12 protein-coding genes and 2 pseudogenes are annotated in these 12995 nt (G+C 72.5%); 9 read left to right on the top strand and 5 right to left on the bottom strand.

The window, feature by feature from the left end; translation table 11 throughout:
• Position 1: 1 nt before the first annotated feature.
• The 5 genes from D9753_RS27445 to thpD all read left to right on the top strand — a co-directional run bounded on the left by D9753_RS27445 (position 2) and on the right by thpD (position 4568).
• Positions 2–1102 carry an aminotransferase class V-fold PLP-dependent enzyme gene (locus D9753_RS27445; RefSeq protein WP_121789440.1) on the top strand — a complete coding sequence of 367 codons (1101 nt, stop codon included), beginning with the start codon at positions 2–4 and terminating at the stop codon, positions 1100–1102.
• Positions 1103–1410: 308 nt separating this feature from the next.
• Positions 1411–1929, top strand: coding sequence for a diaminobutyrate acetyltransferase (gene ectA / locus D9753_RS27440; protein WP_121789439.1), 519 nt, complete (start codon positions 1411–1413; stop codon positions 1927–1929).
• A 13-nt stretch (positions 1930–1942) separates the two neighbouring features.
• Positions 1943–3214 (top strand): diaminobutyrate--2-oxoglutarate transaminase, encoded by a 1272-nt coding sequence (ectB, locus tag D9753_RS27435; RefSeq protein WP_121789438.1) that lies wholly within the window; start codon positions 1943–1945, stop codon positions 3212–3214.
• A 19-nt stretch (positions 3215–3233) separates the two neighbouring features.
• The gene (locus D9753_RS27430; protein ID WP_121789437.1) at positions 3234–3668 is read left to right on the top strand and encodes an ectoine synthase; all 435 of its coding nucleotides are present in this window, start codon (positions 3234–3236) and stop codon (positions 3666–3668) included.
• Between the two features lie 6 nt (positions 3669–3674).
• Entirely contained in the window at positions 3675–4568 is an 894-nt protein-coding gene (gene thpD, locus D9753_RS27425) for an ectoine hydroxylase (protein ID WP_121789436.1), read from the top strand.
• 63 nt (positions 4569–4631) lie between these two features.
• Here thpD and D9753_RS27420 read toward each other — a convergent pair whose 3' ends face one another.
• The 4 genes and pseudogenes from D9753_RS27420 to D9753_RS27405 all read right to left on the bottom strand — a co-directional run.
• On the bottom strand, positions 4632–5693 hold the full coding sequence (locus D9753_RS27420) for an aminotransferase class V-fold PLP-dependent enzyme (protein WP_121789435.1): 1062 nt from the start codon (positions 5691–5693) through the stop codon (positions 4632–4634).
• Between the two features lie 95 nt (positions 5694–5788).
• On the bottom strand, positions 5789–6508 hold the full coding sequence (locus D9753_RS27415) for a DsbA family oxidoreductase (protein ID WP_121789434.1): 720 nt from the start codon (positions 6506–6508) through the stop codon (positions 5789–5791).
• Between the two features lie 75 nt (positions 6509–6583).
• Entirely contained in the window at positions 6584–7090 is a 507-nt protein-coding gene (locus tag D9753_RS27410; protein ID WP_205614277.1) for a GNAT family N-acetyltransferase, read from the bottom strand.
• A pseudogene (locus D9753_RS27405) lies at positions 7087–7963 on the bottom strand (GlxA family transcriptional regulator); the annotation flags it as partial. The pseudogene D9753_RS27405 and the gene D9753_RS27410, both read right to left, overlap by 4 nt.
• Here D9753_RS27405 and D9753_RS27400 point away from each other — a divergent pair.
• Positions 7961–8232: pseudogene (locus D9753_RS27400) on the top strand (MFS transporter); the annotation flags it as partial. The pseudogenes D9753_RS27405 and D9753_RS27400 overlap by 3 nt on opposite strands.
• Before the next feature lie 40 nt (positions 8233–8272).
• On the opposite strand, the gene D9753_RS27395 reads toward D9753_RS27400, so the two are convergent.
• On the bottom strand, positions 8273–9802 hold the full coding sequence (locus D9753_RS27395) for an aldehyde dehydrogenase (NADP(+)) (protein WP_121789433.1): 1530 nt from the start codon (positions 9800–9802) through the stop codon (positions 8273–8275).
• A gap of 131 nt (positions 9803–9933) precedes the next feature.
• Between D9753_RS27395 and D9753_RS27390 the strand changes: the two genes are divergently transcribed.
• The 3 genes from D9753_RS27390 to D9753_RS27380 all read left to right on the top strand — a co-directional run bounded on the left by D9753_RS27390 (position 9934) and on the right by D9753_RS27380 (position 12844).
• A complete protein-coding gene (locus tag D9753_RS27390) occupies positions 9934–10704 on the top strand; it encodes an IclR family transcriptional regulator (protein WP_121789432.1) in 771 nt (256 codons plus the stop codon).
• Positions 10705–10780: 76 nt separating this feature from the next.
• Positions 10781–11251 carry a GNAT family N-acetyltransferase gene (locus D9753_RS27385; protein WP_121789431.1) on the top strand — a complete coding sequence of 157 codons (471 nt, stop codon included), beginning with the start codon at positions 10781–10783 and terminating at the stop codon, positions 11249–11251.
• A gap of 138 nt (positions 11252–11389) precedes the next feature.
• The gene (locus tag D9753_RS27380) at positions 11390–12844 is read left to right on the top strand and encodes a peptidoglycan D,D-transpeptidase FtsI family protein (protein ID WP_121789430.1); all 1455 of its coding nucleotides are present in this window, start codon (positions 11390–11392) and stop codon (positions 12842–12844) included.
• Positions 12845–12995 lie beyond the last annotated feature (151 nt).

Raw genomic sequence — 12995 nt, 5'->3', positions numbered from 1 at the left:
TGTGACCCACCCCTTCCTCGACCTTCCCCCGCTGAGTGCCGAGCGCTTCGCCGCCATCGAGGACCGGGTGGCCCGGCTGTTGGACACCCGGCAGACCGTCCTGGTCACCCAGGGCGAGGCACTGCTGCCGCTGGAGGGCGCGATCCGCGCGGCGGCCGGTCCGGGCACGGTGGCCCTGAACGTGATCACGGGCCCGTACGGGCAGACCTTCGGCAACTGGCTGCGCGACGCCGGGGCGACCGTGCACGATCTGTCCATCCCCTTCCACACGGCGGTGACCGCCGCCCAGGTCCGGGAGGCGTTCGCGCGGCACCCGGAGACCGACTTCGTGTCCCTGGTGCACGCGGAGGCGGCGACGGGCAACACCAACCCGGTCGCGGCGATCGGTGAGGCGGTACGGGAGCAGGGCGCGCTGTTCTACCTGGACGCGGTGGCCTCCGTGGGCGCGGAGCCGGTGCTGCCGGACGCGTGGGGCGTGGACCTGTGCGTGATCGGGGCGCAGAAGGCGATGGGCGGCCCGGCGGGCGTGTCGGCGATCTCGGTGAGCGAGCGGGCGTGGGCCCGCATGGCCGCCAACCCGCGCGCCCCGCGCCGCTCCTACCTGTCCCTGCTGGACTGGAAGGAGCGCTGGACCGACGCCGGCCGCACGGCACTGCCGCACGCGCCGGCCCAGCTCGAGATGCTGGCGCTGGAGGCGTGCCTGGAGCGGATCGAGTCGGTGGGCCCTGCGACGGTGATGGCCCGGCACCGGGCCGCCGCCCTGGCCGCACGGGCCGGGGCGGTGGCGCTGGGCGGGGGCCTGGAGCCGTACGTGTACGAGGAGAGGGACGCGGCGCCGGTCGCGACGACGCTGCGGGTGCCGCCGGGCACGGTCGCCTCGGAGCTGGTCGCCGACGCGCTGCGGTCCGACCCGGCCCTGCCCCTGGCCGCCGGCGGCGGGGCGCTCGCCGGGGAGATGATCCGCGTCAACCACTACGGGCCCGACGCGACCCCGGACGCCGTCACCGAGTCGCTGACGGCTCTGGGCGGGGCCATGGCCGGCCGGGGCCTGGCCGTGGACCCCGAGGGTGCCCGCCGGGCCGCGGCGGACGCCTGGCGCTAGCCGCCGCCCACGTGTTCCCGGGGGCTCTGCCCCCGGGGGCACCGAATCGTGAATTCAATTCCCCTTCACCATTCCCGCCAATTTCGCGGGCGATAGCTTCCGGTCTCCTTCTGCCCGATTTTTGCAGAGCTAAACAAGAGACTTTGCGAACGGATTTTCCGGGCGTTTCCGGACTGTGACACAACCCACAGATGCACCCTTTTGTCATTATTTGCTGCAGGGCATCTCGGGCATATCGCCGAAGCGACCCTCCGTCACTCCCGTCACTCCCGTGCATTTTCTAATTCGCCTCGCTAAATTCGTGACGCATGACTGCCGCACTCGCAGACCTGCTCATCGAACGGCCGGCGACGACGGACGGAGCCGCGCTCTGGCGTCTCGCCAAGGATTCGGAAACCCTCGACCTCAACTCCTCCTACAGCTATCTGCTGTGGTGCCGGGACTTCGCCGGCACCTCGGCGGTGGCGCGCGGTGCGGACGGGGAGCCGGTCGGTTTCGTCACCGGATACGTGCGGCCGGACCACCCGCACACCCTGGTCGTCTGGCAGGTGGCCGTCGCCGCCGCCCAGCAGGGACGCGGCATCGCCGCCGCCCTGCTGGACGGCCTGGCCGGCCGGCTGGTCACCGAGCACGGCATCACCGCGCTGGAGACCACCATCACCCCCGGCAACACCGCCTCCGAGCGTCTCTTCACCTCGTTCGCCGAACGCCACGGCGCGCAGGTCACCCGCGAGGTGCTGTTCCCGGCCGAGCTGTTCCCGGACGGCCCGCACGACCCCGAAGTCCTGTACCGCATCGGCCCGCTGACCGCGTCCACCGCCCACTGAGGAGCGATTCACCGTGACCATCACCCAGCCCGACCTCAGCGTCTTCGAGACCCTCGAGTCCGAGGTGCGCAGCTACTGCCGCGGCTGGCCCACCGTCTTCGACCGCGCGCAGGGCAGCCGGATGTACGACGAGGACGGTCATGCGTACCTCGACTTCTTCGCCGGTGCCGGTTCGCTCAACTACGGCCACAACAACCCCGTCCTCAAACGGGCGTTGATCGACTACCTGGCGCGGGACGGCGTCACCCACGGCCTGGACATGTCGACCACGGCCAAGCGGTCGTTCCTCCAGACCTTCCAGGACCTGGTGCTGCGCCCGCGCGACCTGCCGTACAAGGTCATGTTCCCGGGCCCGACGGGCACCAACGCCGTCGAGTCCGCGCTGAAGCTGGCCCGCAAGGTGAAGGGGCGCGAGGCGATCGTGTCGTTCACCAACGCCTTCCACGGCATGTCGCTGGGCTCCCTCGCCGTCACCGGCAACGCCTTCAAGCGGGCCGGCGCGGGCGTCCCCCTGGTGCACGGCACCCCGATGCCGTTCGACAACTACTTCGACGGCAAGGTCCCGGACTTCCTGTGGTTCGAGCGGCTGCTGGAGGACCAGGGCTCCGGCCTCAACAAGCCCGCCGCCGTGATCGTGGAGACCGTCCAGGGCGAGGGTGGCATCAACGTCGCCCGGCCCGAATGGCTGCGCGCGCTCAAGGAGTTGTGCGAGCGCCAGGACATGCTGCTGATCGTCGACGACATCCAGATGGGCTGCGGCCGCACCGGCGCCTTCTTCTCCTTCGAGGAGGCCGGTATCACGCCGGACATCGTCACCGTGTCCAAGTCGATCAGCGGTTACGGGCTGCCGATGTCGCTGTGCCTGTTCCGGCCCGAGCTGGACGTCTGGGAGCCCGGCGAGCACAACGGCACCTTCCGCGGCAACAACCCCGCCTTCGTCACCGCCACCGCCGCACTGGAGGCGTACTGGGCGGACGGCGCGGCCATGGAGAAGCAGACGCGGACCCGTGGCGAGCAGGTCGAGCAGGCGCTGATCGCCATCACCGAGGAGAACCTCGCCGACGTGCGGGAGTACCGCGGGCGCGGTCTGGTGTGGGGCCTGGAGTTCCGCGACAAGCAGCGGGCCGGCCGGGTGGCCCAGCGCGCCTTCGAACTCGGGCTGCTCATCGAGACCTCCGGCCCGGAGAGCGAGGTCGTCAAGCTGATGCCCGCGCTGACGATCACCCCCGAGGAGCTGGACGAGGGCCTGAGCATCCTCGCCCGCGCCGTCCGGGAAACCGTCTGACCAGCAAGGAGGAGAGTGCATGATCGTCCGATCGTTCGAGGACATCGAGGGCACCGACCGGCACGTCAGGGCGAAGTCCGGCACCTGGGAGAGCAAGCGGATCGTCCTCGCCGAGGAGCGGGTCGGCTTCTCCCTGCACGAGACCATCCTGTACGCCGGGACCGAGACGTCGATGTGGTACGCCAACCACGTCGAGGCCGTCGTCTGCACCCGGGGCGAGGCCGAACTGACCGACCGGGAGACCGGGAAGACGTACACGATCACCCCCGGCACCATGTACCTCCTCGACGGGCACGAGCGGCACACGCTGCGCGTCAAGGACGACTTCCACTGCATCTGCGTGTTCAACCCGCCCGTCACCGGACGGGAGGACCACGACGAGAACGGCGTCTACCCTCCCCCAGAGCCGAATGCCTGGGGGGACCCCCAGCTCACCGAGCCCGAGGAGGTGTGACGCACGATGACCACCGCGACCGTCACCGACCTGTACCCCACCCGTGGAACCAGCGAGGTCGCCGTCCCCCGCCGGGACCCCGTCCTCTGGGGCTCCCCGGACACCCCGGGCCCGGTGCCGACGGCCGAACTCCAGGCGTACGAGCGGGACGGCTTCCTCACCGTCGACCAGCTCATCACCCCGGACGAGGTCGAGGTCTACCGGCGTGAGCTGGACCGGCTGGTCGCCGACCCGGCGATCCGCGCCGACGAGCGCTCCATCGTCGAGCCGAGGTCCCAGGAGATCCGCTCGGTCTTCGAGGTGCACCGGATCAGCGAGGTGTTCGCGAACCTGGTGCGTGATCCGCGGGTGGTGGACCGGGCCCGGCAGATCCTCGGCTCGGACGTGTACGTCCACCAGTCCCGGATCAACGTCAAGCCGGGCTTCGGCGCGAGCGGCTTCTACTGGCACTCGGACTTCGAGACCTGGCACGCCGAGGACGGCCTGCCGAACATGCGCACGGTGTCCGTCTCGATCGCGCTGACCGAGGACCACGACACCAACGGCGGCCTGATGATCATGCCCGGGTCGCACCGGACGTTCCTGGGCTGTGCCGGGGCGGCGCCCGAGGACAACCACAAGAAGTCGCTGCAGATGCAGGACGCGGGCACCCCGTCGGACGAGGCGCTGACCGCGCTGGCGGGCGAGCACGGCATCCGGCTGTTCACCGGCCCGGCCGGGTCGGCGACCTGGTTCGACTGCAACTGCATGCACGGCTCCGGCGACAACATCACGCCGTTCCCGCGCAGCAACGTCTTCATCGTGTTCAACAGCGTGGAGAACACGGCGGTGGAGCCGTTCGCGGCGCCGGTGCCGAGGCCCGAGTTCATCGGAGCGCGGGACTTCACCCCCGTACGGTGACGTGCGGGACCAGCGGGCCGGGGCCTCCTTTCCGTGGGACGGGGAGGCCCCGGCCCGGTCGTGTCAGCTCGCCAGTGCCTGGAGCAGGCGGTCCACGTCCGCGGCGGTGTTGTAGAGGTGGAAGGCCGCGCGCAGGTTGCCGGCGCGGTCGGAGACCTCGATACCCCACTCGCTCAGCTCCTGCTGCCGGGAGCCCAGTCCGGGGACGGAGACGATCGCCGAGCCGGGCGCCGGCCGGGGCTCATGGCCCAGGTCCGCGAGTCCGGCCCGGAACCGGTCGGCGAGTCCCACCGTGTGCGCGTGGACGGCGGACAGCCCCAGTTCCTCGATGAGTTCGAGCGAACGGCGCAACCCGGCGTAGCTGAACAGGGCGTGGCTCAGATCGAACCGGCGCGCGGAGTGGGCGAGTTCGCTGACCGGGCCGTAACAGCTTTCCCACGGCGTCTCGGCCGCGACCCAGCCGGCGAGGACCGGGACGAGCCCGCCGAAGTCCTCGGGGACCGTGAGGAAGGCGGCGCCGTGCGGGCCGAGGAGCCACTTGAAGGCGACGGAGGCGGTGAAGTCGTGGGCGCCGGCGTCCACCGGCAGCCAGCCGGCGGCCTGGGAGAAGTCGACGTAGGTGCGGGCGCCGTGCGCGCGGGCGGCCTCGCGCAGGGCGGGCAGGTCGGCGAGCCGGCCGTCGGCGGACTGGGCGGCGCTGACCGCGACGAGCGCGGTGCCCGGCCGGACCGATTCGGCGATCCGCTCCAGGGGGACGGTGCGGACCTTGAGGTCGCCGCGGACATGGAAGGGGTTGAGCACGGACGTGAAGTCGTCCTCGGCGGTGAGGACCTCGGCGCCGGCGGGCAGCGAGGCGGCGATCACGCCGGTGTGCGCGGCGACCGAGGCGCCGGCCGCGACGCGGCTTCCGGGAACGCCGACGAGGCGGGCGTAGGCGGCCCGCGCCGCCTCCACGTCGTCGTACAGCGGGAGCAGGGGCCGGCCCTCGGCCCGCAGCAGCGCCGCTTCCCCGAGGGCGGCGACGGTACGGGCGGGCAGCAGACCGTTGCTCGCGGTGTTGAGGTAGATGCTCTTCCGGCTGAACTCGGCGCGGACGAGGCTCTCGAACGTCTCCGTGGTCTCCATGGCTCCACTGTGCGGCCGCCCGGGGTCCCCGTCCATGGCGATTTTCCGCGTGGATCCGCCTGGTGGTCCTTGTACCTGCGCCCCGGCCTGCGGTCTCAGCGGTGCGGCGGCAGCGCGCACCCGTCCGGGCCGCAGGCCTGCCCGCCCTCCCCGCCGACCGGCTCCAGCACGGAGCGCTCGCCCCAGGCCTGGGCCAGGGCCCGGGTGAAGACCTCGGCGCTCTGGGCGCCGGAGACGCCGTAGGTGCGGTCGAGGACGAAGAAGGGCACGCCGGTCGCGCCGAGCCGGGCGGCCTCGCGCTCGTCGGCGCGGACGTCCTCGGCGTACGCGTCGGGGTCGGCGAGCACCGCGCGGGCCCGGCCGGCGTCCAGTCCGGCCTCGGCGGCCAGCTCCACCAGGCGCTCGTCGCCCTCGGTGAAGACGGACCGCTCCTCGGCGAAGTTGGCCCGGTAGAGAACGTCGACGAGTTCGTCCTGCCGGCCCTGCTCCCTGGCGAAGTGCAGCAGGCGGTGCAGGTCGAAGGTGTTGCCGTGGTCGCGGCCCCGGGTGCGGTAGGGCAGGCCCTCGGCGGCGGCCTGGGCGCCCAGGTTGTCCTCCCCGGCCTCGGCCTGCGCCTCGCTCATCCCGTACTTCCGGGTGAGCATCGTGATCACCGGCTGCGCGTCGCCCTTGGCCCGGTCCGGGTCCAGCTCGAAGGAGCGGTGCACCACCTCGACCTGGTCGCGGTGCGGGAAGGCGGCCAGCGCCTTCTCGAAGCGGGCCTTGCCCACGTAGCACCAGGGGCAGGCGATGTCGCTCCAGATCTCGACGCGCATGTCTTGGGCTCTCTCCGGTTCGTACGGACGCGGGGACGCTCCCCGATCGGTACGTGAACCTTCAAGCAGCCGGTTTCATTCCCGGGCCGGTACGGGCAGGCACAGGAAGAGGTGGTGGTCGTCGGGGGCCGGCGGATGGGCGGGGTCCGGGGCCCAGCCCTGGCGGGCGTAGAAGGCCTGGGCGCGGTGGTTGTCCACGTGGACGTCGAGGACGGCCCGGCGCCTGCCGTCGGCGCGCCACTGCTCGACGCAGGCCGCGTGCAGCGCCGTACCGATGCCGGCGCGCCAGCGGTCGGGGTCGACGTGGAACTGGAACAGCTTCACGGTGTCCGCCGGGCCGTCCTGCGGGGGCCGGAAGGAGGCGACGCCGGTGATCGCGCCCCGGTCCACGACGCACAGCACCTGGCCGTCGGGGCGCTCGACGGCACCACGCCAGGCGGCGGTCCAGTCGGTGCCGTCGTCCGGGAGGCCGTCGGGGTAGTACGTCGAGCGGGCGCGGTGATGCAGCGCGGCGATCGTCCCGGCCTCGGCGGTCAGGGCGGTGCGGATCACCCGGGCGCCTGTCACACGGTCATTGATCATGCAACGGAGGACGTGGCCGGCCGCGGCCCGGTTCCGCCGGGCCGGGCGAACTGGGTCCGGTAGACGCTCGGGGTGAGGCCGGTGCGGCGGACCACGTGGGCGCGGAGCGAGTCGGCGGTGCCGAGACCGCAGGCGGCGGCGACCTGGTCCATGCGCAGGGTCGTGGTCTCCAGCAGTTCCCTGGCGCGCTCCATGCGCTGGTGCAGCAGCCACTGGAGCGGGCTGACCCCGCTCTCGGCGTGGAACCGGCGGGTGAGGGTGCGCACGGAGACGCCCGCGTGCCGGGCCAGGTCGGTCAGGGTGAGCGGCTTGTCCAGGTTGCGCATGGCCCAGCCGCGGGTGTCGGAGCAGACGGTGCCGCGTTCGGGCGGCAGCGGGGTGTGGGTGAACTGGGTCTGACCGCCGGGTCGTACGGGGGCGACCAGGGCGAGCCGGGCGACCTCGTTGGCGACGGCGGCGCCGTAGTCGGGGCGGATGACGTGCAGACACAGGTCGATGCCGGCGGCGTAGCCGGAGGAGGTCAGGAACTGGCCGTCCTGGGCGTAGAGGACGTCGCCCCGGACGTCGACGTCGGGGTGGCGGCGCCGCATCTCCTCGGGCGTGCGCCCAGTAGGTGGTGGCCCGGCGGCCGTCGAGCAGCCCGGCCTCGGCGAGCGAGAACGCCCCGGTGCAGAGGGAGGCGATGCGCACGCCGTTCGCGGCGGCCTCGCGCAGCGCCCGGAGCACCCGCGGGTCCGGGGCGAAGGGCCGGCCGGCGCCCGCCACGATCACGGTGTGCGCCCCGCGCAGGGCCTCCAGGCCGTACGGCACCCGCAGTTCCAGCGTGCCGGTGGTGGCCACCGGTCCGGCGTCGGGTGCGCAGATCACCACCTCGTCCCGCTGGCCCTCGGCTGCGCGCTGACCATCCCGCCGCTGACGGTGGTGTGCTGGACGCCGTGCCGGCCGAGCGGGCCGGGCTGGCGGCCGGGGTGCTCAACGCGGCCCGGCAGGCGGGCGGCGGACTGGGGATCGCGGTCTTCGGGGCACTGGTGTCTGGGGGTTTCGTCGCGGGCATGCGGGTGAGCCTGGCCGGTTCCGCGGCCCTGTTCGCCCTGGCTTTCGTCCTAAGCTGCCGCCTGGGGCGCGGCCCGGCCGGCTCCTGAGGACTCGGGGCCCCGCCGGCGGGGCCCGCGCCCCCGCCGGTCAGCGCTCCAGTACCCCGTTGAACCGCCGGGGAAGGTTCAGGGGGTTGTCGTCGCGGAGTTCCGCGGGCAGCAACGCCTCCGGCGCGTTCTGGTAGGCGACCGGCCGCAGCCAGCGTTCGACGGCCGTGCCCCCCACCGAGGTGGACGTGGAGGTGGTCGCCGGGTACGGACCGCCGTGGTGCTGGGCCGGTGCCACGGCCACCCCCGTCGGCCACCCGTTGACCAGCACCCGCCCGGCCAGCGGGGTCAGTTCGGCGAGCAGCTCCGGGCCCCGGCCGTGGCCGGCGGCCTCCTCGGAGGACAACTGGACGGTGGCCGTCAGGTTGCCCGGCAGCCGCGACAGCACCGCCGTCGCCTCACCGTCGTCCTCGTACCGGACCACGACGGTGACCGGTCCGAAGCACTCCTCCAGCAGCAGGTCGTACGCCCCCTCCTCGGTGAGCCGGCTCGCCGGCACGGTGAGGAACCCGGGGCTGACCGTGTGCTCGTCGCCCGGGCCCGGCGTCACCGGGGCCTCCACGCCCTCCAGGCCGGCGCGCTCCCGCACCCCGGCGACGAAGTTGTCCCGCATGCGGTGGTCGAGCAGCACCCCGGCCTCGGTGTCGCCGACGGCGTCGGCCAGCGACTTCACGAGCCGGTCGCCGCCCGTGCCGGACGGCACCAGCACCAGGCCGGGCTTGACGCAGAACTGGCCGGTGCCGAGGGTCATCGACCCGGCGAGCCCGCCGCCGATCTCCTCGGCCCGCTCGGCCGCGGCGGCCTCGGTCACCAGGACCGGGTTCAGCGAGCCGAGTTCGCCGTGGAAGGGGATCGGCACGGGACGTGCGGCGGCGGCGTCGAAGAGCGCCCGGCCGCCCCGTACCGAACCGGTGAAGCCGGCCGCGGCGACCAGCGGGTGCCGGATCAGCTCGAGGCCCGCCTCGAAGCCGTGCACGAGGCCGACGACACCCTCGGGGATGCCGTGCCCGGCGGCGGCCCGGCGCAGCACCCCGGCGACCAGTTCGGACAGGGCCGGGTGGTCGGGGTGCGCCTTGACGACGACCGGGCAGCCCGCGGCCAGCGCGCTCGCGGTGTCCCCGCCGGCGACGGAGAAGGCGAAGGGGAAGTTGGACGCGGAGTAGACGGCGACGACGCCGAGCGGGACCTTGTAGCGCCGCAGGTCGGGGACGGGCGGGGTCGCGGTGTCGTCGGGGTGGTTGATGATGACGTCGAGGAAGGCGCCCTCGTCGACGATGTCGGCGAAGGCCCGTAGCTGGTAGGCGGTGCGGGCGAGTTCGCCGGTGAGCCGGGCCGGGCCCAGCGCGGTCTCGGCGTCGGCGGTCTCCACCAGGGTGTCCCGGGCCGCCTCCAGGTCCGCGGCGGCCGAGCGCAGGAAGGCGGCGCGGACCGCGCGGTCGGCGAGGGTGCCGCGCGCGGCACCGGCCGCCCGGACCGCCGCGTCCACCTCCTGGGCCGTGGCCTCCACCGCAACCTGTTCACGCTGCTTCCCGGTGCGCGGGTCGACGCTCCAGACTGGTGCTGATACCACCGCGGGGTCCCTCCAGTTAAGGCCGCAATACTGGGTCAACCATCAGCCGCGTTCGATATACTGAACACTGTCTCTGATGATGAATACGCTGCTCGGAGACTATTTCCCGGCGATTGAAGGGGTCAAGCGCGATGTCGGCTGGCGAGACAGGCGGGGCGCAGGTCAAATCCGCGGTACGGACGGTCGAACTGCTGGAGTACTTCGCCGGCAAGCCCGGTATGCACTCCCTCGCGGCCGTCCAGGAGGCGGTGGGGTACCCCAAGTCCAGCCTGTACATGCTGCTGCGCACACTCGTGGAGCTGGGCTGGGTGGAGACCGACGCGACGGGCACGCGGTACGGCATCGGGGTGCGCGCGCTGCTGGTCGGCACGTCGTACATCGACGGCGACGAGGTGGTGGCCGCCGCCCGCCCGACCCTGGACCGGCTCTCCGACGACACCACGGAGACCATCCACCTGGCCCGGCTCGACGGCACCAACGTCGTCTACCTCGCCACCCGCCAGTCCCAGCACTACCTGCGCCCGTTCACCCGCGTCGGCCGCCGGCTGCCCGCCCACTCCACCTCCCTGGGCAAGGCCATCCTCGCCACCTGCACCGACGAGCAGGTCCGCGCCCTGCTGCCGCAGACGCTGCCCGCGCTCACCGAACACACCATCACCGACCGGGAGAAGCTCATCGAGGAGCTGCACCAGGTGCGGGAGCAGGGCTTCGCGGTCGACCGCGAGGAGAACACGCTGGGCCTGCGCTGCTTCGGCGTGGCGATCCCGTACCGCACCCCGGCGCGGGACGCCATGAGCTGCTCGGTGCCGGTGGCCCGGCTGACCCCCGCCCACGAACAACTGATCAAGGACGCGCTGTTCGACGCGCGGGACCGGCTGACGCTGGCGACCCGCAGGCTCTGAGCCCCGACACCACGAGCCGGGGCCCCCGCCGCGTCCGTCGGCCCCGGGCGCCCGCGGGGTCGTAGGCTCGGGCCCCATGGAGATCGTGCTGCGCGCTGTCGAGGACGACGACCTGCCGGTGTTCTTCCGGCAGATGACCGACCCGGAGTCCCTCCGGATGGCCGCCTTCGGCCTCGACGTCCAGGGCGACCGGGCCGCCTTCGACGCCTGGTGGCAGCGGCTGCGGGCGTCCGACGCCGTGTCCCGCACGGTGCTCGCCGACGGGCGGGTGGCCGGCAGCGCGGCCGTCTACGGCGAGCCGGGCGGGCGCGAGGTGACGTACTGGATCGACCGCTCCGACTGGGGCCGGGGACTGGCGACGGCGGCCCTGCGGGCGCTGCTCGCCGAGGTGCCCGAACGGCCGCTGTACGCGCGGGCCGCGGCCGACAACGCCGGCTCCCTGCGGGTGCTGGCGAAGTGCGGCTTCCGGGAGACGGCCCGAGCCCAGGGGTTCGCGAACGCGCGGGGCCATGAGATCGAGGAGGTCGTCCTCGTCCTGGGGGACTGAGGGACTGGGGGACTGGGGGACTGAGCGGGGCGAGGGACCGGGGAGGACATGCAGGAACCGGCCTTCCAGGATGAACGGGGCATGAGAAAAGGGGGCGTACGGGAACGATTGCCCCGCCCCGCTCGTCTTCCGGGCGGGATGAACACAACGATCAGGCGGGCGTCCGTCTTCGCGCTGCTGCTCGTGCTCGCTCTGCTGGTCAGGGCGACCTGGGTGCAGTTCTACGACGGCAAGGCCCTCGCGGACGACAACGACAACCGGCGGAACGCGATCGAGACGTACTCGCGGCCCCTGGGGAACATCATCGTGGCCGGGAACGCGATCACCGGTTCGGCCCGGACGAAGGGAAGCGACCTCGCGTACAGGCGGACGTACACGGACGGCAGGCTCTACGCGGCGGTGACGGGCTACGCCTCACAGGCCTACGCCCCCACCCAACTGGAGGGCGTCTACCACGACCTGCTCAACGGCACCGACAACCAGCTCAAGACCGTGCTGGACACGGTCACCGGGGAGCGCGCCGATCCGGGCGACGTCATCACGACGATCGACCCGGCCGTGCAGAAGGCCGCCTACCGCGCGCTCGGTGACAACAAGGGCGCGGCCGTCGCGCTCGACCCGAGGACCGGCAGGATCCTCGCCGTCGTCTCGACGCCGTCGTACGATCCCTCCGCCCTCACCGACGCAAACACCGCCGGCGCCGCCTGGAAGCGGCTCACGGCGGACAAGGAGAAGCCGCTCACCAACCGCGCGCTGCGCCAGCCGCTGCCGCCGGGCTCGACGTTCAAGCTGGTCGTGGCCGCCGCCTCGCTGGAGGACGGGCTGTACCGGAACGTGGACGAGCACACCGACAGCCCCGACCCCTACACGCTGCCGGGCACGGTGCGGGTACTGGCGAACGAGAACAGGTCGGCTCCGTGCCGGAACGCCTCCATCCGTGTCGCCCTCCAGTACTCCTGCAACAACGTCTTCGGCCACATGGCCGTCCGGCTCGGGCAGGACAAGGTGCGGGCCATGGCCGAGAAGTTCGGCTTCGACGACGACCGGCGGGACGTGCCGGTACGGGCCTATGCCAGCGTCTATCCCTCCGGGATGGACAAGGCGCAGACGGCGCTGTCCGGCATCGGCCAGTTCGACGTCACCGCCACTCCTCTCCAGATGGCCATGGTGTCCGCGACCATCGCCAACGGCGGCAAGCTGGTCTCGCCGCACATGGTGTCGCGGACCACCGACAGCGGCGGTGATGTGGTGAAGGACTACGACAAAGACGCCGGCACCGAGGAGGTCCTCAGCCCCGCCACCGCCGAGCAGCTCCGGTCGGCGATGGAGACGGTGGTGAAGGAGGGCACCGGCACGAACGCGCTGATCGACGGGGTGACCGTCGGCGGCAAGACCGGTACCGCCCAGCACGGCGAGAACAACAGCAAGACGCCGTACGCCTGGTTCACCTCGTACGGCAGGTCCGACAGCGACGGCAAGGAGGTCGCCGTCGCGGTGATGGTCGAGCAGTCGGACGCGGCGCGCTCGGAGGTCAGCGGCAACGGGCTGGCGGCGCCGGTCGCGCGGGCGATGATGCGGGCGGCGCTGAAGTAGGCGGTCCGCGCGGTGCGTTCGCCCCCTCGTGCGGGGGGGTCTCGGTGTGCCACAGTCGGGTTCGGCCGGCCACATGGCGTCCGGCCCCCCGCACAAGAACGCGAAACGATCACTGCTACGCTTCCGGATCTCCGTCCGGGCGCTCCTCCGG

The sequence above is a fragment of the Streptomyces dangxiongensis genome (assembly GCF_003675325.1).
Taxonomy (GTDB): domain Bacteria; phylum Actinomycetota; class Actinomycetes; order Streptomycetales; family Streptomycetaceae; genus Streptomyces; species Streptomyces dangxiongensis.
The sequence above is the reverse complement of the archived record's forward strand: the minus strand, read 5'-3'. Positions and strand labels throughout refer to the sequence as shown.

Coding starts and splice junctions, on each gene's coding strand:
- D9753_RS27380 (WP_121789430.1), top strand. CDS start 11,390: ATGAACACAACGATCAGGCGGGCGTCCGTCTTCGCGCTGCTGCTCGTG.
- D9753_RS27390 (WP_121789432.1), top strand. CDS start 9,934: ATGTCGGCTGGCGAGACAGGCGGGGCGCAGGTCAAATCCGCGGTACGG.
- D9753_RS27430 (WP_121789437.1), top strand. CDS start 3,234: ATGATCGTCCGATCGTTCGAGGACATCGAGGGCACCGACCGGCACGTC.
- D9753_RS27415 (WP_121789434.1), bottom strand. CDS start 6,508: ATGCGCGTCGAGATCTGGAGCGACATCGCCTGCCCCTGGTGCTACGTG.
- D9753_RS27385 (WP_121789431.1), top strand. CDS start 10,781: ATGGAGATCGTGCTGCGCGCTGTCGAGGACGACGACCTGCCGGTGTTC.
- D9753_RS27410 (WP_205614277.1), bottom strand. CDS start 7,090: ATGATCAATGACCGTGTGACAGGCGCCCGGGTGATCCGCACCGCCCTG.
- thpD (WP_121789436.1), top strand. CDS start 3,675: ATGACCACCGCGACCGTCACCGACCTGTACCCCACCCGTGGAACCAGC.
- D9753_RS27420 (WP_121789435.1), bottom strand. CDS start 5,693: ATGGAGACCACGGAGACGTTCGAGAGCCTCGTCCGCGCCGAGTTCAGC.
- ectA (WP_121789439.1), top strand. CDS start 1,411: ATGACTGCCGCACTCGCAGACCTGCTCATCGAACGGCCGGCGACGACG.